At 51.1% G+C, this 19,173-nt stretch carries 18 protein-coding genes; 17 read left to right on the top strand and 1 reads right to left on the bottom strand.

Features of this window, described 5'->3' with window-relative positions; translation table 11 throughout:
- Nucleotides 1-86 precede the first annotated feature (86 nt).
- The 8 genes from EDM59_RS08365 (at nt 87) to EDM59_RS08330 (ending at nt 5,764) form a co-directional block, all read left to right on the top strand.
- Entirely contained in the window at nt 87-878 is a 792-nt protein-coding gene (locus EDM59_RS08365; protein ID WP_183192868.1) for a class I SAM-dependent methyltransferase, read from the top strand.
- Nucleotides 879-880: 2 nt separating this feature from the next.
- Nucleotides 881-1,255, top strand: a complete 375-nt coding sequence (locus tag EDM59_RS08360) for a VOC family protein (protein WP_122923143.1) — start codon at nt 881-883, stop codon at nt 1,253-1,255.
- A gap of 1 nt (nt 1,256) precedes the next feature.
- Nucleotides 1,257-2,033: a class I SAM-dependent methyltransferase gene (locus tag EDM59_RS08355; protein ID WP_122923142.1), complete on the top strand. Its 777-nt coding sequence runs from the start codon at nt 1,257-1,259 to the stop codon at nt 2,031-2,033.
- Nucleotides 2,034-2,179: 146 nt separating this feature from the next.
- Nucleotides 2,180-2,356 carry a DUF2759 family protein gene (locus EDM59_RS08350; RefSeq protein ID WP_122923141.1) on the top strand — a complete coding sequence of 59 codons (177 nt, stop codon included), beginning with the start codon at nt 2,180-2,182 and terminating at the stop codon, nt 2,354-2,356.
- Nucleotides 2,357-2,483: 127 nt separating this feature from the next.
- A complete protein-coding gene (steA, locus tag EDM59_RS08345; protein ID WP_122923140.1) occupies nt 2,484-3,650 on the top strand; it encodes a putative cytokinetic ring protein SteA in 1,167 nt (388 codons plus the stop codon).
- Nucleotides 3,651-3,661: 11 nt separating this feature from the next.
- Nucleotides 3,662-4,219: a copper transporter gene (locus tag EDM59_RS08340; protein WP_122923139.1), complete on the top strand. Its 558-nt coding sequence runs from the start codon at nt 3,662-3,664 to the stop codon at nt 4,217-4,219.
- Entirely contained in the window at nt 4,206-4,898 is a 693-nt protein-coding gene (locus tag EDM59_RS08335) for a glycosyltransferase family 2 protein (protein ID WP_122923138.1), read from the top strand. The genes EDM59_RS08340 and EDM59_RS08335 overlap by 14 nt, the downstream gene beginning before the upstream one ends.
- A complete protein-coding gene (locus EDM59_RS08330; RefSeq protein WP_122923137.1) occupies nt 4,880-5,764 on the top strand; it encodes a UDP-N-acetylmuramyl pentapeptide phosphotransferase in 885 nt (294 codons plus the stop codon). Before EDM59_RS08335 ends, EDM59_RS08330 begins: the two co-directional genes overlap by 19 nt.
- A 33-nt stretch (nt 5,765-5,797) precedes the next feature.
- Here EDM59_RS08330 and EDM59_RS08325 read toward each other — a convergent pair whose 3' ends face one another.
- Nucleotides 5,798-6,058: a DUF2627 domain-containing protein gene (locus tag EDM59_RS08325; RefSeq protein ID WP_092268157.1), complete on the bottom strand. Its 261-nt coding sequence runs from the start codon at nt 6,056-6,058 to the stop codon at nt 5,798-5,800.
- A gap of 171 nt (nt 6,059-6,229) precedes the next feature.
- Here EDM59_RS08325 and EDM59_RS08320 point away from each other — a divergent pair, with 171 nt between their 5' ends.
- The 9 genes from EDM59_RS08320 to EDM59_RS08280 all read left to right on the top strand — a co-directional run bounded on the left by EDM59_RS08320 (nt 6,230) and on the right by EDM59_RS08280 (nt 19,054).
- The gene (locus EDM59_RS08320; RefSeq protein WP_122923136.1) at nt 6,230-8,305 is read left to right on the top strand and encodes a sigma 54-interacting transcriptional regulator; all 2,076 of its coding nucleotides are present in this window, start codon (nt 6,230-6,232) and stop codon (nt 8,303-8,305) included.
- Nucleotides 8,306-8,538: 233 nt separating this feature from the next.
- Nucleotides 8,539-9,630, top strand: coding sequence for a Glu/Leu/Phe/Val dehydrogenase dimerization domain-containing protein (locus EDM59_RS08315; protein ID WP_092268159.1), 1,092 nt, complete (start codon nt 8,539-8,541; stop codon nt 9,628-9,630).
- A gap of 179 nt (nt 9,631-9,809) precedes the next feature.
- Nucleotides 9,810-11,231, top strand: coding sequence for a dihydrolipoyl dehydrogenase (lpdA, locus tag EDM59_RS08310; RefSeq protein WP_122923135.1), 1,422 nt, complete (start codon nt 9,810-9,812; stop codon nt 11,229-11,231).
- An 18-nt stretch (nt 11,232-11,249) separates the two neighbouring features.
- On the top strand, nt 11,250-12,242 hold the full coding sequence (locus tag EDM59_RS08305) for a thiamine pyrophosphate-dependent dehydrogenase E1 component subunit alpha (protein ID WP_122923134.1): 993 nt from the start codon (nt 11,250-11,252) through the stop codon (nt 12,240-12,242).
- A 12-nt stretch (nt 12,243-12,254) separates the two neighbouring features.
- Complete coding sequence (locus EDM59_RS08300; protein WP_092268162.1) at nt 12,255-13,238, top strand: alpha-ketoacid dehydrogenase subunit beta; 984 nt, start codon at nt 12,255-12,257, stop codon at nt 13,236-13,238.
- Nucleotides 13,239-13,258: 20 nt separating this feature from the next.
- Entirely contained in the window at nt 13,259-14,599 is a 1,341-nt protein-coding gene (locus EDM59_RS08295; protein WP_122923133.1) for a dihydrolipoamide acetyltransferase family protein, read from the top strand.
- Nucleotides 14,600-14,845: 246 nt separating this feature from the next.
- On the top strand, nt 14,846-17,014 hold the full coding sequence (locus EDM59_RS08290) for a copper amine oxidase N-terminal domain-containing protein (RefSeq protein WP_122923132.1): 2,169 nt from the start codon (nt 14,846-14,848) through the stop codon (nt 17,012-17,014).
- A gap of 382 nt (nt 17,015-17,396) precedes the next feature.
- A complete protein-coding gene (gene mce, locus EDM59_RS08285; protein WP_122923131.1) occupies nt 17,397-17,819 on the top strand; it encodes a methylmalonyl-CoA epimerase in 423 nt (140 codons plus the stop codon).
- Between the two features lie 119 nt (nt 17,820-17,938).
- Nucleotides 17,939-19,054: a M20/M25/M40 family metallo-hydrolase gene (locus tag EDM59_RS08280; RefSeq protein WP_092268166.1), complete on the top strand. Its 1,116-nt coding sequence runs from the start codon at nt 17,939-17,941 to the stop codon at nt 19,052-19,054.
- Nucleotides 19,055-19,173 lie beyond the last annotated feature (119 nt).

Genomic DNA, 19,173 nt, shown 5'->3' with positions numbered 1-19,173 from the left:
CGGATTTGTCGATATCTAGTTATCAATATTCTATAACAAAGTAGGAGTTTTTTGGAATAAGATAGTGGCAGGAGGTGTTCTTCATGATCAATAAGGATGATGTGAAAAAGGCTGTTCAAGCTCAATTTGGAAGAAACGCCGAAAAATATGTTCAAAGCGAAAGCCATGCAAAAGGTGACGATCTAGACCTGCTGATAGACTGGCTGCAGCCGAAAACGGACTGGATCGTTCTCGATATTGCAACGGGTGGCGGTCATGTGGCGAGAAAGCTGTCTGCCCATACCGAGCTTGTTGTGGCAACTGATTTGACGAGGATGATGCTGGAGGCGGCGAGACGGGCCAATATCGAAGTAGGTGCTGGCCCCATTCAATACGTGCAGGCGGATGCGGAGGCCCTCCCGTTTTTGGATGAGTCCTTTGATGCAGTCACTTGCCGGATTGCAGCGCATCACTTCCCGGACCCGGAAGCTTTTGTCCGCGAGGTAAGCCGGGTATTGCGTCCAGGGGGAAGCTTCCTTTTGATTGACAACATCGTTTCGGATGATCCTGACCTCGCAGCGTTTTTCAATCATATCGAAAAACTGCGTGACCCGAGTCATGTACGGTGCTTGGCTGTGAAAGAGTGGATCGATTTGTTCACCCAGTATGGACTGGTCGGAAAAATGCAAAGGCATCGGGTCAAGAGAAAAGATTTCAAGCAGTGGGTAACCAGGACTGCGGAATCCAAAGAACAGGAAGAAGCTGTAGAGAATGCCCTGCTTCAGGCGAGCGATAAACAAAAAGCCTATTTGGAAATGCTGGTGGAGGACGGCCGCGTACGAACGCATCAGATCGAGGAGTGGATGGTGCTCTGCCGCAAAGAGAGAGGAGCTTTGTAGAGATGGGAAACGAGTTTGCATGGATGGGTATTGATCACGTTCAATTAGCGGCACCGGTTGGCTGTGAAGAGGAAGCTCGCCGTTTCTTTGGGGACGTGTTGGGAATGACAGAGGTGCCCAAACCCGAGAAGCTGAAAGTTCGCGGCGGGGTATGGTTTCAGTGTGGACCTCAGATGATTCACATTGGAGTAGAAGCAGTCTTTCAGCCGGCAAAAAAAGCCCATCCTGCATTTTTGGTCGGGAATATCGAGCGTTTGCTGGCGCATTTGCAAGAAAGCGGCATTCCGATACGAGTCGATGACGAAATTCCAGGGGTGATCCGATTCTTTACGGAAGATCCGTTCGGAAACCGATTGGAGTTTATGGAGGGGAAATGAGATGGGGATGGATTTTCATGCGGAAGAAAATCAAAGCTCATACATAGGTCGCACCGCCGATGAATCCTGGAGACAGGCGATGAAAGCGATTGTTCAACCAAAGGGCAAGCGAGTAATCGATATCGGCTGCGGAGGAGGGATCTACAGCAAAGCGTGGGTGGAGCTGGGAGCTGCTGTAGTGATTGGTGCCGACTTCTCCGAGGTGATGCTGAAAGCAGCGTGGGAGAATTGTCATCAGGACCCCCACATCAAATTGATTCGCAGGGCAGCTCACGCGACAGGGCTGGATAGCGGAAGTATGGATATCGTCTTTGCCCGGGCGTTGATTCACCATCTCCCTGAGCTCGATCCCTTTATGGAGGAAGCGTATCGGTTGCTCGCGCCGGGAGGACTGTGTATCATCCAGGACAGGACCATGGCGGATGTTCTCATGCCAGCATCTCCTACTCATTTTCGTGGCTATTTCCTGGAGCAGTTTCCGCAGCTGCTGGCAAAAGAGGCCAAACGGCGACCGGAAGATCAGGCAGTACGGGAAGCGCTGCAAAAAAACGGTTTTGCGCAGATTGCGGCCACCTCGCTATGGGAGGTCAGAAGAAGGTATGAGCGGTGGGAGGAGCTGGAACAGGATCTCTTAGCAAGGACAGGGCGCTCGATCCTGCATGAGCTCGCTGATGAAGAGCTGCAAAAACTGGTCACCTACATCGGAGAAAAAGTAGCGCATGAGACCAGCATAGAGGAGCAAGACCACTGGACGATATGGATAGGCATAAAGAAATAAGGCATAATAGACAAGAAATCATTCTCTAATTGTGAAATCGTTTGTCACAAATTTGGATATGCTTGTCTCATTATTGATGAAGCTTTATAATGAAATTGCCATTGTATTCCGGTTCGCGTCATCTTGGTAAAGGAGTTGTCGTACTTATGAAAGTGGTTTTGTTTGATTTCCTCATGTTTGTCTTTACGATTTTCATCGCTTGGGGCTGTGTTAGCTCTCTCAAGGCGAGAAACAAGTTTGCGATCGGCTTCGGGGTTGTTTCTTTGCTCGTCTTCCTTTTTGCCGACGGTCTGATTATTTATTACGCAACTAAAGGCGCGTAATAACTTCAAACATGATTGAGGAGAGGCTGTGCACCTTTGCGCAGCCTCTTTTTCGTGTGCATAAATATCAGGCGTTCACGCATGAGCAGAGGGAATTTTTAGCATACTAGGTTCGGAGGTGGAGCAGGTGATCAAGCGAAAAAAGCCTGGTACCTTTTCGAGCGCGGCAGTCGTCCTGGCAGATCGCAAGACAAAGCAGCTGTGCAAACGACTGGGCTCCGAACATATTGCGCTCATTGATCATGCAGACGTAGATGAGATGGCGGCCCGTTCTTTATTGGACACCGGAGTACAGTCTGTTATCAATTTGTCTCCTTATATGACAGGGCAATACCCGGCAGAGGGGGCAAGGCGGCTTCTGGCAGCAGGTGTACGGCTCTATGAAATCCCCGCCAATTACTATAACCCCGCAATGATTGATCAACTGAATGGCTGCCAGGCTTCCCTGACGAACAGCCAGCTGCGCTTCATAACGACACAAGGCGTGGAGACGATCATTCCGCTCCAAATGGTCACCGCCGAGCATATCCAAGCGAAGTGGACGGAGGCAAACGTCACACTGGATGAAACGCTTTCCTTATTTATTGACAATACACTCCAATATGCCAGTCGGGAAAAGGACCTGTTCCTCAAACCTTTGTGCCAGCTGGATTTACGTACCCGAATGGAGAATCGGCATGTAGTGGTGGTAGTTCGCGGCAAGCACTACCGTGAAGACCTGCAAACACTTCACGCGTACATCCGAGAATACCGTCCGATTCTAATTGGAGTGGACGGCGGCGCAGACGCATTAATCCAGGCCGGATACATCCCTGATCTGATTGTAGGAGATATGGACAGCATCTCTGACAAAGCGCTGATGTGCGGCGCCGAGATCGTGGTTCATGCCTTCTCAGACGGAAGGGCACCGGGTAGGTGGAGGGTCAGCGACCTTGGACTGGATTATCACTTGCTGCCTGCACCTGGCACGAGTGAAGACGTCGCCATGCTATTGGCTTATGAAAATAACGCAGAGCTGATCGTAACGATCGGTACGCATAACAACATGATCGATTTTCTCGAAAAAGGGCGCAAGGGGATGGCAAGCACCTTGCTCGTACGCACGAAAATTGGAACGAAGCTGATCGATGCCAAGGGTGTCAATCAGCTCTATCAGCCACGCTGGTCGTGGAAGCTGTGGGGATGGTGTATCGCTGCCATGCTGACACCCATTACCGCCGCGCTCATGATCAATCCAGTTGCTAGGCACGTTGCGCAAATGCTGTGGACGCAATGGCGTACTTGGGCTTTTTAGGAGGCAATTCATTGATACACTTTCGATATCATTTGCTATCTCTCACGGCCGTCTTTTTTGCGCTGGGGGTAGGAATCCTTTTAGGAGGAACGGCTGGTCATGCTTGGTTCGCTGTGGGGGAACAAGAAGTACTGGCGAAAATGGAGGCCAAATACGATCGGGCGCTCAAAAGCAACAATGAACTGAAACAGCAAATGAACCAACTGCTCAGTGAGGTCGAGAGAAGCAATGAGGAAGTCATTCATTTGATGGCGATGCGCTATTCGTCTGATCTTTCCGGGAGCAAGGTTTTCGTTTGGCACGAGCCTGAGCTGAAGCTGGAGCCGATCAAACGGCTGCTGCGAACAGTTGGTGTGGATGTTTTGCCATATGCGGAAGGTCGCGCTCTCTCTGATGGCCTGCTCCTGGTGTTTGCCCATGAGGAACCCTCGTGGCTGGAAAGCTTGCCAGGACCCCGGCATTGGCTGCAGCTCGAGCAAGTACCTGATTCTCCTGCCAAGCAGTGGGCATTGCTGGAGAAAGTCCGAAAATTGCTGACGGAGATGAGGGTGGAACGTGAAAAAAGTTAGTGTCGTCATTCCCGCATACAACGAAGCAGACGCGATCGGAGCCACGCTTCGTGCCATTCGCGAGCGCTTTTTTTGCAATGAGCTGATCGTCGTTGATGATGGCAGCAAGGACGGGACCGGAGAGCTGGCAAAAAAATGGGCTGATCTGGTCATCCAGCTTCCCGGAAATCGTGGAAAGGGCGCCGCCTTGCAGACGGGCTGGCAGCATGCAAAAGGAGAGGTTGTCCTATTTCTGGATGGGGACCTGCGCGAAAGTGCCGCAGAAGCCGCGCACTTGCTTTTACCGGTTCAAGAAGATGCTTGTGACATGGCTGTAGCTGTTCTCCCGCCACCAAAAACAAAGGGGGGAATGGGCCTGGCGAAAGGATTGGCTCATCACGGCATCCGCATGCTTACTGGTTTCGAGACGCTAGCCCCACTATCAGGACAAAGAGCCGTGCGCAAAGAAGTTTTGGATCAGCTAGGAAAACTGGACAAAGGATTTGGCGTAGAGGTTGGTTTGACAGTGGATGCTCTGCGGGCGGGCTATCGGGTGATGGAAGTACCCGTACGGTTTTCCCATCGGGAGACCGGCAATGACATGGCGGGCTTTTGTCACCGTGGAAAAGAGTTTATCGCGATCAGCCGGACCCTTTGTCGAAAATGGTGGGAGGGACATGCATGGGCACGGAATGGCTGATAGCAGCGGCAATCGGGTTGCTTCTCCCTGTAGGAATCCACCGAAGGCTTCTCGTGACCGTACGAAAAACATTTCGTAAGCGGGGCATGCACCGGGTGAACTATCAGGGAGTGGAAGTGGTGACCGCTGGGGGTGTCATGCTCGTCATCTCCACGGCTGCTGCCCTGTTCGGGATGCTGGTGGTAATCGGGATCGGCTCGAAGGAGTCGTGGGTCTGGAAAGAAGGGGCGTTCATGGGGGCAGGAATGCTGGCCATTGCTTTCTGGGGCTGGCAGGATGACTGCTCCGTGGACAAGCAGGCAAAAGGATTTCGGGGCCACTTCGGTACGCTCTGGCGCGAGAGACGAATGACGAGCGGTTTGTGGAAAGTATGGGGCGCGGGGAGTACCGCCATTGTTTTGGCCTTGGCCCTTGGACCCGAAAACTTGTGGTCGGGTCTTTTAACCGCTTGCTTGCTAGCCAGCGCTGCCAATGTCCTCAATCTGTTTGATTTGCGGCCGGCCAGGGCGATCAAAGTCTTTTGGCTGCTGGAGGCGGTGGCGATCACGATCTGCTACTGGACGAGTGACCTGCCAAGCTTTTTCAAGCATGGCATCTGGCAGTTGCCCATGCTGGCTGCGACTTGCATGCTTTTCCGTCACGATGCAGGGGCACGCGTCATGCTCGGCGACACCGGTTCCAATACGCTTGGCTTTGTTGTCGGGTTTGCGTTTGCAGCCGGGACTCCACTGATCGTTCAGCTTATGATTTTCCTGCTGTTTGTCGGCGTACATATAGTGGCGGAGTTCTTTTCGATATCGAAGCTCATCGAGAGCAGCAGATGGCTCACACGGATTGATCGGTGGGGGAGATCAGCAGAGCCTTAAAAAACAGAAGAACCAGGCTGTTCATAGCCTGGTCTACTCGTCTTCGTCTGGCTCCGGTATCATGAAGCGCGGCTGCACACGATTTTTCTTGCGCTCGTGGTGCAGGATAAAGCCTGCGATAAACAAAACGGGGATGACAAAGCATAAAATTCCTGCAATCAGCTTTCCCCACAAGAAGCTTACCTCGGGGGAGATGGAGTAAAAGAACGCATCCCGAATCAGCTTGATTCCGTACATCGCTATGGCAGCAGGAATCACCATGATCAGAAGTGCGATCATCTTCTGTACGACCAAGGGTGTTTCACACCTTTCCTTCTCTTCCCACTCATCATATCGAATGAGGTCTTGCTTGTCCATAAGCGGCGTGCAGTGAACGAGCGCACGCTAGACAACTACGCCTGTCCTTCACCGAACCATTGGAGTACAATGGTAACGAGTACGATTGCGAAAAGTGAGGGGGCACACATGCACAAGCTGCTCATCGTTGGTGCCGGACGGGGTGGAAGCGCACTTTTGCGCATGCTGAATCAAATGGATCGCATTGAAATCGTAGCTGTTGTCGACCATCGACCAGACGCCCCGGGTCTCGCGCTGGCGCGTTCTTTTGGCATTCCGACTGATATTGACTACCGTCCGTATTTGGATGCTGATCTGGACGTGATCCTGGAAGCGACAGGCGATCTGGGCGAATACAAGCACTTGCGTCATCTCAAGCAGGAAAAGACCGTACTGATCCCCGGCACGTTTACCCGAATCGTGATGAAGCTCATCCGGGAAAGAGATAAGCTGATTAACGCCATGATGCAGAATGAGCGTGAGCGGGAAACGATGCTCGACTCCACGCACGATGCGATTATTGGTGTAAATCGGCAAGGAGTCATTACCTTGTTCAACAAGGCAGCTGAGAGATTGATGGGGATTGAAGCCAGCAAAGTGCTGGGCACCGGGGTGACAGAGCGTATACCGAACACCCGGTTACATATCGTATTAGAGACGGGCTCACCCGAATTGAATCAGGAACAGATTTTGCCCAATCAGACGCGAATCATTACCAATCGCGTGCCAGTCCGCAATGAACGGGGAGAAGTAGTCGGAGCCGTAGCGATCTTTCGGGACATTACGGAGATCATGGCTCTCGCGGAGGAAGTAACAGATTTGAAAGAGCTGCAAAGCATGCTTCAGGCAATCATCGACTCATCAGATGAGGCCATCTCCGTCGTGGATAAAAACGGGAACGGTCTCCTGATCAACCCGGCTTACACTAGACTTACGGGTTTGACACAGGATGACATCATCGGAAAGCCGGCCACTGTCGATATTTCCGAAGGGGAAAGCATGCATATGCAGGTCCTGAAAACGAAAAAGGCAGTACGCGGCGTACCGATGAAGATTGGTCCAAAGCGCAAGGATGTCATGGTGAATGTGGCTCCCGTGATGGTAGATGGAGAGCTGAAAGGCAGTGTCGGTGTCGTTCACGACGTGTCTGAGTTCAAGCGTCTGACGGAAGAACTGGAAAAAGCACGCCGCATTATTCGTACGCTGGAAGCAAAATATAGCTTTGCAGACATTATCGGGTACAGCGAGACCATGCGACTGGCCATCGAGCAAGCACAGAAAGCTGCTCTTACACCTGCCACGGTCTTGCTTCGAGGAGAGTCGGGTACGGGGAAAGAGCTTTTTGCCCATGCCATTCATAACGGAAGTGAACGCAAGTATAAACAGTTCATTCGTGTCAACTGCGCTGCTATTTCCGAGAGTCTCTTGGAAAGCGAGCTGTTTGGCTACGAAGAAGGTGCCTTTACAGGTGCGCGCAGAGGCGGAAAGCGTGGACTTTTTGAAGAAGCGAGCGGCGGGACTATTTTTCTGGATGAAATCGGCGAGCTGTCCATGAACATGCAAGTCATGCTTTTGCGCGTCTTGCAGGAACGGGAAGTCGTACGAGTCGGGGGGACGAAGCCGGTCCCGATCGATGTGCGGGTCATTACCGCTACCCACGTCAATCTGGAGTCCGCGATTTCGGCCGGAAAGTTTCGTGAGGACCTGTACTACCGACTCCACGTCGTTCCCATTCAGATACCGCCACTGCGGCAGCGATTGGAAGACATCAAGCCGTTAGCCATGCACCTTTTGCGCAAGTACAACCTGGAGTACGGTCGTAATGTAGAAGAAATCGACGAGCGTGCCCTGCAGCTGCTGCTTACCTATCATTGGCCAGGAAACGTGCGCGAGCTGGAAAATGTGCTGGGACGAGCGATGATCCATATGCGAATCAACGAGCGCATGATCCTGCCAGAGCATTTGCCCCCTTTAGAGCGTAGGGCTGCCTCACGTAGCGAGGAACCAAGACCAAGCTTGCAGGCAACTGGGAAAACGCTGAAGGAAGCGATGGAAGAAGCGGAGCGCGAGCATATTTTGCGTGAACTGAAAGCGGCCGGCGGAAACAGGACGTTGACAGCTAAGCGTTTGGACATTTCCATTCGCAGTCTTTACTACAAGTTGGAGAAGCTAGAGAGTATGGGAATGATCGATCAAAGTAAGTGAGACGTCCGTGCAAGAAACTGCATGCAAAATTTTGCATGATCGTGCAAGAAACTGCACACTAGACAAGCCGGAAGCCTACGCCTACACAGGTAAATAAAGCGCTTTCAAAACACAGAACGACTTGGCACGACTTTTGCATTAACATCTCGACGGGAAGTAATCCAAACGGATCCCATGTATTTCAGCCAAGAGCTACTATGATGACAACGATCGATACTAGGGAGGTTTCTTCATTGAACATCTTTGACTACATGCAAAAGTACGACTACGAGCAATTGGTATTCTGTCAGGACGAAAATTCCGGTTTGAAAGCCATTATTTGCATTCATGATACGACATTGGGTCCAGCACTCGGCGGTACGCGGATGTGGCCGTACAAAACGGAAGAAGAGGCAATCATTGACGTATTGCGCCTCGGACGCGGTATGACATACAAAAACGCTGCAGCAGGTTTGAACATCGGCGGCGGTAAGGCAGTTATCATCGGCGATCCGCGCCAGCACAAAAGTGAAGAACTTTTCCGTGCGTTTGGCCGTTACATTCAAGGCTTGAACGGACGTTACATTACAGCCGAGGATGTAGGAACTACGGTTGCCGACATGGACATGATCCATTTGGAAACCGATTACGTCACTGGGGTATCTCCGGCGTTTGGTTCCAGCGGCAATCCATCTCCGGTGACAGCATACGGTGTATATCGCGGTATGAAGGCAGCGGCTAAGCTGGCTTATGGAACAGACGATCTGTCCGGACGCGTAGTAGCGGTTCAAGGGGTAGGAAACGTAGCGTACAACCTTTGCCGTCACCTGCACGAAGAAGGCGCGCATCTGATCGTAACGGATATCAACGAAGAAAACGTAAATCGTGCCGTCAATGATTTTGGAGCCAAAGCAGTGGGCGTAAACGAAATCTTTGGTGTAGAATGCGACATCTTCTCTCCTTGCGCACTGGGAGCGATCATCAATGACGATACGATTCCTCTCTTGAAAGCGAAAGTAATTGCAGGCGCGGCTAACAACCAGCTGAAGGAAGAACGTCATGGCGATCAGATCCACGAAATGGGCCTCTTCTACGCGCCAGACTACGTGATCAATGCAGGCGGCGTAATCAACGTGGCGGATGAGCTGCAAGGCTACAACCGCGAGCGTGCCCTGAAAAAAGTAGAGACCATCTACGACAACATCCTGAAAGTATTCGAAATCGCTGAGCGCGATGGCATGGCTTCTTATCAGGCTGCTGACCGTATGGCCGAAGAACGAATCGCCAGTGTAGCAAAATCGCGTAATACTTTTCTGCAAAACGGCAAGACTGTTTATCATCGCTAAGTAACACGATGATCCCCTTTTCCCCTGACCGTTGCGCATCATGCGGTCAGGGGGTACATATGCTTTGTTCTTTGAATATTCATAAACGCCGAAAACGTGGGTGACCCCACTGGTAATGGAAGGAGCCAGAGGCGGCTTTTTCGATAGCGGTTTTTCCCTACGAAAGGAGAGTTCAGATTATGTCTCAGGAGTTTGATCTGGTCGTTTTGGGCGGTGGAACGGGAGGGTACGTGGCAGCGATTCGCGCCTCCCAGCTCGGGATGAAAGTAGCGATCGTCGAAAAGGAAAAGCTCGGCGGAACCTGCCTGCACCGTGGGTGTATCCCCTCCAAAGCGCTTTTGCGCAGTGCGGAAGTGTATGCCACCCTCAAGGAAAGCGATAAATTCGGGGTGCTAGCTGGTGAAGTCGGCTACGATTTTTCCAAGATTCAGGATCGTAAGCAAGGAATCATCGAGCAGCTGCACAAAGGCATTCAATATTTGATGAAAAAAGGCAGCATCACTATTTTTGAAGGCTTTGGACGGGTAATGGGACCATCGATCTTCTCCCCTCAAGCCGGTGCTGTTCGGATCGAAAAGGAGAATGGGGATCAGGAGATGATCGTTCCTCGCTTTTTGCTGCTTGCGACAGGCTCACGTCCTCGTACGCTGCCAGGACTGGTTATCGACGGGTCTTATGTAGTAACAAGTGATGAAGCCCTGCAGTGGGAGCAGCTGCCAGAATCCGTTGTTATCGTAGGCGGCGGAGTGATCGGGATCGAGTGGGCATCTATGCTGAACGATTTCGGAGTAGAGGTCACCGTGGTTGAGTATGCCGATCGCATTCTGCCTCTGGAAGACGAGGAAGTCAGCAAGGAAATGGCACGTCTGCTGAAAAAACGCAAAGTAAACATCGTGACCTCTGCCAAGGTTTTGCCTGAATCTCTGGAAAAGGGAGAAGGGCGCGTCATGATTCAAGCGGAAACAGCTGGAGGCGTGCAATCCTTTGAAGCACAAAAAATCCTCGTTTCCGTGGGGCGCCAGGCAAATGTAGAAAATTTGGGACTGGAAGCGACAGAGATCAAGGTCGAGCGTGGCGCTGTCGTTGTCAACGAGCATTTTCAAACGGCGGAATCGCATATTTATGCAATTGGCGACGTGATCGGCGGGCTCCAACTAGCTCACGTAGCATCCCATGAAGGCATTTTGGCAGTTGAGCATATGGCTGGTCAAAATCCTCATCCCATGGACTATACAAAAGTACCGAAATGCACCTACAGCCGCCCGGAAGTGGCAAACGTCGGCTTGACTGAAAAAGAAGCGAAGGAAAAAGGCTTTGAGGTAAAAGTGGGCAAATTCAGCTTCAAGCCGTTGGGGAAAGCGATCATTTACGGAGAAAACGATGGCTTTGTCAAGGTTGTTGTGGATGCCAAAACAAACGATCTGCTAGGTGTGCACATGATCGGTCCGCATGTGACGGACATGATTTCGGAAGCGGGTCTCGCTCGCGTATTAGATGCGACCCCGTGGGAAATCGGCACGACCATCCATCCGCATCCGACGCTGTCTGAAGCCTTGATGGAAGCGGCTTTGGCAGTAGAAGGAAAAGCGATTCACAATTAGCGAGGAGGGCAAAAGGCGATGACTACGAAGCGACATGAACAAGTAGGTTTGACGGACGCACAAGTCCTTGACATGTACTATTACATGCTGTTGGCTCGTAAAATTGACGAGCGCCAATGGCTGTTGAATCGAGCGGGAAAAGTACCGTTTGTCATTTCCTGCCAAGGTCAGGAGGCTGCACAGGTCGGTGCTGCTTTTGCCATGGAAACCGGCAAGGATTACTTGTGTCCGTATTATCGTGACCTGGGATTGGTCCTAGTATTCGGGCAAACAGCTCGCGACTGCATGCTGTCTGCTTTCGCGAAAGTAGAGGATCCGAACAGCGGCGGTCGCCAAATGCCTGGACATTTTGGCGGGAAAAAATACAACATCCTGTCTGGCTCGAGTCCCGTTACGACACAGGTACCTCATGCAGTAGGCATGGCGATGGCAGGGAGAATGCAGCAAAAAGACTTCGTCGTGTACGCATCGTTCGGGGAAGGCTCCAGCAACCAGGGGGATTTCCACGAAGGGGCGAACTTCGCAGGCGTGCACAAGCTGCCGGTAATCTTTTTCTGTGAAAATAACAAATACGCGATCTCCGTGCCGTTGAAAAAGCAGCTGGCATGTGAAAGTGTAGCAGACCGCGCAATCGGTTACGGCTTCCCTGGAATCAGTGTAGATGGAAATGACCCGATCGAAGTCTACCGCGTAACGAAAGAAGCGGTAGAACGTGCGCGTCGCGGCGAAGGGCCCACGTTGATCGAAGCGGTCATGTATCGTCTGGTTCCGCACTCCAGCGATGACGACGACCGTGTATACCGTACGCGTGAAGAAGTAGAGGAAGCGAAGAAAAAGGATCCGTTGATTGTCTTTGCTGCGTATCTGAGAGAGATTGGCTTGCTGGATGAAAATACGGAAGCAGATATGCTCGCTCGCGTACAGCTGGAAGTGGATGAGGCGACGGAATATGCGGAAAATGCGCCGTATCCTACACCAGAATCGACTCTGACACACGTATACGGGGAATAAGGGGGAATCCAGATGGCGGTCATCTCATTTATTGATGCGATTACGATGGCGATGCGTGAAGAAATGCGTCGCGATCCCAATGTATTTGTCCTCGGGGAAGACGTCGGCGTCCGCGGCGGTGTTTTTCGTGCAACCGTTGGTTTGATTGAAGAGTTTGGCGAAGAGCGCGTGATTGACACACCACTGGCGGAGTCTGCCATCGTCGGTGTGGGGATCGGTGCGGCGGCTTATGGCATGCGCCCCATCGCTGAAATCCAGTTTGCTGATTTTATCATGCCGGCTGTCAACCAGATCGTCAGTGAAGCGGCGAAAATGCGTTACCGCTCCAACAACGACTGGAATTGCCCGATCACGATTCGCGCTCCATTTGGTGGCGGCGTACACGGTGCCCTCTACCACTCGCAATCGGTAGAAGCGATGTTTACGAATATTCCAGGTCTGAAGGTAGTAGCGCCTTCTACGCCGTATGATGCAAAAGGCTTGCTCAAGGCAGCGATCCGCGATGAAGATCCGGTATTGTTCTTTGAACACAAGCGCTGCTATCGCTTGATCAAAGGCGAAGTGCCTGATCACGATTACGTTCTGCCGATCGGCAAGGCAGATGTCAAGCGAGAAGGAAGTGACATTACCGTTATTTCCTACGGTCTGGCCTTGCATTTCTGCCTGCAGGCAGCGGAAAAGCTCGCGCAGGAAGGGATCAGTGCCCACGTGCTCGATTTGCGGACGCTCTACCCGCTGGACAAAGAGGCGATTGCAGAAGCGGCGTCGAAAACGGGGAAAGTTCTGATCGTGCATGAGGACAACAAAGAAGGCGGCGTTGGCGGCGAAGTAGCAGCCATCATTGCCGAGCAGTGCCTGTTTGATCTCGATGCTCCGATTAAACGTCTGTGTGGTCCTGATGTACCGGCTATGCCGTACAGCCCGCCGATGGAAAAGTTCTTTATGCTCAACCCGGATAAAGTATTGGAAGCGATGCGGGAGCTGGCCAACTATTAAGACGAGGAGGACCTAGGATCATGGCAACGAAAGTACTTATGCCCCAGCTCGGAGAGAGCGTGACCGAGGGCACCATCAGCAAATGGCTCGTCAAAGTGGGCGACACGGTGAAAAAGTACGATTCTCTGGCAGAAGTCACAACAGATAAAGTAAATGCGGAAGTCCCATCCACGGTGTCTGGCCGCGTAACCGAGATTGTGGTACCAGAAGGGGAAACCGTCGCGATCGGCACCCTCATTCTTTATATAGAAGAAAGCGGGGAAGCAGGAGAGACGCAAGCAGCTCCTGCAGCCTCCGCAGCTCCTGCCGCACCAGTGGCAGCAGTGGCTGTCACGCAGCAAGCTGATCCAAAACCAGCGGTAGCCCAAAATGCGGCAGCGCCAGTTCGAGAAGCTGGCAAACAGCGCTACTCTCCGGCAGTCATGGTATTGTCCCAGGAGCATGGAATCGATCTCTCCCGCGTAGTAGGCACGGGTGCAGGTGGACGGGTGACGAGAAAAGACGTGCAGGCTATTATCGATGCAGGTGGTCAAAAGCCGGCAGAAGTCGCACAAGAGCCGGTGGTTGCACAAACGCCATCAACACCTGCACCGACAGCAGCCCCTGCAGCAGCTAGTGCTCCTGTCGCACATACTTTGGCACCGGCTGAAATTCCGGTAGCGAGTGGGGATCAGGTCATTCCAGTATCCTCGATCCGTCGTACGATTGCGAACCGCATGGTGCAAAGCAAGCACGAGGCACCACATGCCTGGACGATGGTTGAAGTGGACGTTACCAACCTCGTAAACTTCCGCAATCAAGCAAAAGGGGAGTTCACTCGCAAAGAAGGTATCAACCTCACGTTCCTGCCGTTCTTTATCAAGGCAGTCGTTGAAGCGCTGAAAGAATACCCGATGATCAACTCTACCTGGGCAGGGGATAAAATCATCGTGAAGAAAAACATCAACATTTCCATTGCCGTATCAACAGATGACGCGCTGTACGTTCCGGTCATCAAGGATGCGGATCAGAAGTCCATTTTGGGAATTGCGAAAGCAGTCGATGACCTGGCAGCAAGGACTCGCGCAGGCAAGCTGACCATGGACGATATGACAGGTGGCACCTTCACGGTCAACAACACCGGCTCATTCGGCTCCATCCAGTCTCAGCCGATCATCAACTCGCCGCAAGCCGCCATTCTCAGTGTGGAGTCTATTGTGAAACGCCCGGTTGTCATCAACGACATGATTGCCATCCGCTCGATGGTCAATCTGTGCATGTCGCTTGACCACCGCGTGCTCGACGGCCTGATTTGCGGACGCTTCCTGCAAAGCGTCAAGCAAAAGCTCGAAAGCATCGGACCGGATACAAAACTGTACTAAGGAAAAGGCCAGACGCTTTCACAGGTCTGGTTTTTCTCTGCCCGGCTTTTCAGGCAGAAAAATAAAGTTGGCCTGCAGCCGCAAACGGATGTAACTTTTTACCGAACCCTTGCGTCTTAGCAAATGTAAGCAAGGAGTCTATCATTTTCCGGAGAATAGATTTCCTCGGATAAGCATTTATGGTAAACTGATAGCGATCTGCTAGAGAAACATTTCCTGATTTTGGGCAAATATGGGAGGAAAAACATGGAGAAGAGTAAAAAAGCACTGCCGATCGTACTCGCATCTGCACTGGCAGCTACCCCTTTGGTTGCAGTGCCGCAGCAGGCACATGCATTAACAGGTGTGTCGATTACAGCTGATGATGAAGAAGCTGGTGAAACGACTGACTACGATATTGAATTTACCACTGGAGATTTTATTGATTCTGGTGATAAAATTTACGTCAAGTTTGATAAAGATTTTGACTTGGATGACGTTGATGAAGATTCCATCGACGCCGATTTTGATATTGATGGTGTAAAAGTAACCAGCGGCAATGTCGTTGAGATCACTGTCGATGAAGATATCGACGATGATGAAGATCTCTCCTTTACCATTTCGGATGTCGTCAATCCAGATGATGAAGATACCTATGAGATCGGCGTGAAAACGACGAATGAAACCACCTATAAGTACGATGAAATTGACATCGAAGACGGCGGCAGCAGCAGCTCCGACGATGAGTTCAATGTAGACCTGAGCAGTACAGTAGCTGGCGAAAAAGTTTCGCTCGAGCTTGGGGATTTTGACCTCGACGGCAGCGATGAGCTGGAGACCGGCGAAACCATCACGGTTATTTTCCCAGATGAAGACATGCTTCCAAGCAGCATTTCCAAAAGCGATGTAAAGGTGAATGGATATGCAGCAAAAGCGGTAGACGTTGATGGCGATGAAGTCTCGATCGACGTACCGAGTGGTGCAGACGGCGATGACTACATCAACCTGGAATTCTTGAAAGCGGCAGGCATCTCGAACCCGGATACAGCTGACGATTACACTTTTACAGTCAAGTATGATGGAACTACATACGAGTCCGAATCCGTTGACATCACCAAATCGGGTTCCAGCAGCGCCGTTTCCGGCAACTACACGGTAAATCTGTCTGATCCGGCTGCAGGCGCTCGCTCCAGCTATATTTTCGAAGCTGACTTTGGTAAAGACCTGAAGGCAGATTCTGACCTGATCATCGAATTCCCTTCCGCAGAAATGGTGCCGATGATTTTGAGTACCTCCGATTTCAGTGTGAATGGGAAAGAACCGAAAAAAGTGGGGGCAATCGGCAACAAAGTATACATCACGACTCCAACCAGCTTCAGCGCGGACAGTAACGTCAAGGTCGTTGTTTCGTATACAGCTTGGATTACCAATCCAAAAACAGCTGGCTCCTATACACTGAAAGCGACAGCTGCAGGAAAAACGATTATTTCCAAAGCGTTCACGATCGGTGGCTCTACCGTAAATCCGACAACGCCAACAAACCCTACTACACCAACGTCGCCGACAGCTCCGACGACTCCTGTCAATAACAGCACAGCGACCATCACGCTGACGACGACTGCGCTGAATCAGGCAACAGGTGTGAATGTGGCGATCAAGGGACTTGGTGTCGGTCTGGCAAAACAACGTGACTTCATCGAGCTCGTCTTCCCGGCAGGCTACAAAGTACCGGCTTACATCGCTCCAGCGAACATCACGGTAAACGGCGTTGCAGCGAACTATGTAGCGGTTCGCGGTCAAAACGTTCTGGTGTACCCGTCCCAGGATATCCCGGCTGCAACAGCGGCGACTGTATCGATCACAGCTGCAGCGAACATTGTGAACCCAGCTGTGAAAAACGCGTACAGCATCAGCGTGTTTACTTCCGAAGAAAAAGGTCTGCAATTTGCTCGCGCGGTTGGCGTAGGAATGCCAGCACCGGTACAACCTGCACAGCCTACGGCTCCAAAACCAACAACACCAGCTCCAACAACACCGACTCCAGCGCAGCCAGCTGTAACGGTGCCTTCCAATGCAGCGCTGTTTAAGGTAAATGCAAAAACGTTTACTCTGCATGGAAAATCGTATCCTCTTTCTCAAGCGCCATATTTGGCTGGAGGAAATACGACGATGGTTCCAGCCCAGTTCTTTAAAGAAGCTCTAGCTTTGACTACGCAGTGGAACAACCAAACTGTTGCGATTATCAGCGGTACAAAGGTGTTGAAATTCTCCGTTGGTTCCAACAAAGCGCGCGTAGGCAATACAGAAGTGACGCTGCCAGCTCCAGTTGTACTGAAGGAAGGTATGCCGATGATCCCTGTTCGTTTCGTAACGGATAATCTCGGCTACAAAGTAGGCTGGGATGCGAAAACATCCAGCGTATACGTTTACCGTTAAGAATAAGCAGCTTCTCTAAATCAAAACCCCCTTGCCAAGTCGGAAGGGGGTTTTGATCATGTGTTCCTATTTGCTGGTTATTGAAAATAGAAAAACGTCGGAACAATCAGGGAGAGAACAAGAATGCCAATCAAAATTTTGGCGATCAAGGATTGCTTCATCTCAGTGATCCTCCTTTCTATCAGGGAAAAATACGGTATTTGGGGAAAATGACGGCTCTAGGCCCGAAAAGGTGTGCTAAAATGATGAGGAAAACAGTACAAGCTCCTTTCATTTTACCGAATCAAACAAGGTGTAGCAACAACCGTTGTCCACTGGAAGGACATCGTGATGAGCACCGGACTGATTGGGAAACCTGATTCCATAGAAAAGGATGAGTGCAGTGAAAGCACCGAACAAGATAGCCCATATCGGAATTGCTGTGAAAAGTCTGGATCATGTTCTTCCCTTTTATACGGAGCAGTTGGGTTTAAAGCTGCTCGGGAAAGAAGAAGTGGCGAGCGAGCAGGTACGAGTCGCCTTTTTGGAAATTGGGGAAAGTCGTATCGAGCTATTGGAACCGCTTTCAGAGGAGAGCCCCATTGCGAAATTCATTGAAAAACGGGGAGAAGGGATCCATCATATCGCCCTGGATGTTGACGACGTTGAGAGGCGTCTTGTGACTTTAAAAGAAAATGGTGTACCTTTGATCCACGAGAAACCTAAAGAAGGGGCTCACCAGGCGCAAATTGGATTTTTGCACCCGAAAGCGGCACAGGGCGTTTTGTATGAGCTTTGCCAATACCCGAAGGATGCTGTGCATTAAAGAGCCAGCCTCGTACTTGAAAGATTGCGACGTTTTCATGGTAGAAAAAAATTTTTTGCGGTATACTGGAACTTGAGAATATGTACCAAAATCGGACAGTGATGTAGGAGGTTACAACAGTGATCAACCAAGAGCGTTTGCTAAACGAGTTTTTGGAGCTCGTACAAATCGACAGTGAAACAAAAAATGAAGCACAAGTGAACAAGGTGTTGAAAGAAAAACTGATCGGCATGGGCTTTACTGTTCAAGAGGATGATGCAGCTGCGAAAACCGGCCACGGTGGAAACAACCTGATTGCTACTCTGGAAGGCACTGGAAACGGTCCGACAATCTTGTTTAGCAGCCATATGGATACGGTAGTTCCTGGAAACGGTATCAAGCCGCAAGTCCGCGATGGTTATGTTTACTCGGATGGCACCACAATCCTCGGTGCAGACGATAAAGCAGGAATCGCTGCGATCTTCGAAGGCATTCGCACCTTGAAAGAGCAAAACCTTTCTCATCCTACGATTCAGGTCGTCCTGACTGTCGGCGAAGAATCCGGGTTGGTGGGCTCCCGTGCTATGGATTCCAGCCTGCTGAAGGCGGAAATGGGCTTTATCCTCGACTCGGAAGGTCCTGTAGGTAAAATTACGGTTGCGGGTGCTGGACAGTACCGCATCGTGACTAAAATTCATGGGAAAGCAGCGCATGCAGGCGTGAACCCAGAAGACGGAATCAGTGCGATCTCTGTCGCAAGCAAAGCGATCTCCCGTATGCCGCTTGGACGTATCGATGCGGATACAACTGCAAATATCGGCCGTTTTGAAGGCGGAAAAGCATACAATATCGTTACGGATTACGTAGAAGTTTGGTCGGAAGCTCGCAGCTTGGTAATGGACAAGCTGGAAGCGCAAGTGAAGAAAATGACGACTGCGTTTGAAGAAGCGGCTGCCGAAATGGGCGCAACTGTTGAGAACGATGTCATCTTCATGTACCACGGCTACAAATTCAATGAAGATACGCCTGTCGTTCAAAAAGCGATTAACGCCGTAAAACGTGTGGACCGCAACCCTGAGCTGGTAGCAAGTGGCGGGGGCAGCGACGGTAACGTATTTAATGGCTACAATATCCCTAGCGTGAACTTTGCGATTGGCTATGAAGAAATTCATACGAAAAACGAACGGATGCCAATTGCCGAGCTGAATAAGGCTGCTGAGCTCGTACTCGCTGTTATCGAAGCGGTACAAGAATAGAATGGATAAAATGACAAGTCGGGATTCCCTTTGGGTGTCCCGGCTTTTTTTCGATTAATGATTGGGTCAAGCCCAACTCATCATACAATAGGGGAGAGAGCGGGAAGGGAGGGGATGTC

The organism is Brevibacillus nitrificans (genome assembly GCF_003710965.1).
GTDB lineage: Bacteria > Bacillota > Bacilli > Brevibacillales > Brevibacillaceae > Brevibacillus > Brevibacillus centrosporus.
The sequence above is the reverse complement of the archived record's forward strand: the minus strand, read 5'-3'. Positions and strand labels throughout refer to the sequence as shown.

Coding starts and splice junctions, on each gene's coding strand:
- EDM59_RS08360 (WP_122923143.1), top strand. CDS start 881: ATGGGAAACGAGTTTGCATGGATGGGTATTGATCACGTTCAATTAGCG.
- EDM59_RS08355 (WP_122923142.1), top strand. CDS start 1,257: ATGGGGATGGATTTTCATGCGGAAGAAAATCAAAGCTCATACATAGGT.
- EDM59_RS08350 (WP_122923141.1), top strand. CDS start 2,180: ATGAAAGTGGTTTTGTTTGATTTCCTCATGTTTGTCTTTACGATTTTC.
- EDM59_RS08330 (WP_122923137.1), top strand. CDS start 4,880: ATGGGCACGGAATGGCTGATAGCAGCGGCAATCGGGTTGCTTCTCCCT.
- EDM59_RS08320 (WP_122923136.1), top strand. CDS start 6,230: ATGCACAAGCTGCTCATCGTTGGTGCCGGACGGGGTGGAAGCGCACTT.
- lpdA (WP_122923135.1), top strand. CDS start 9,810: ATGTCTCAGGAGTTTGATCTGGTCGTTTTGGGCGGTGGAACGGGAGGG.
- EDM59_RS08305 (WP_122923134.1), top strand. CDS start 11,250: ATGACTACGAAGCGACATGAACAAGTAGGTTTGACGGACGCACAAGTC.
- EDM59_RS08300 (WP_092268162.1), top strand. CDS start 12,255: ATGGCGGTCATCTCATTTATTGATGCGATTACGATGGCGATGCGTGAA.
- EDM59_RS08295 (WP_122923133.1), top strand. CDS start 13,259: ATGGCAACGAAAGTACTTATGCCCCAGCTCGGAGAGAGCGTGACCGAG.
- EDM59_RS08290 (WP_122923132.1), top strand. CDS start 14,846: ATGGAGAAGAGTAAAAAAGCACTGCCGATCGTACTCGCATCTGCACTG.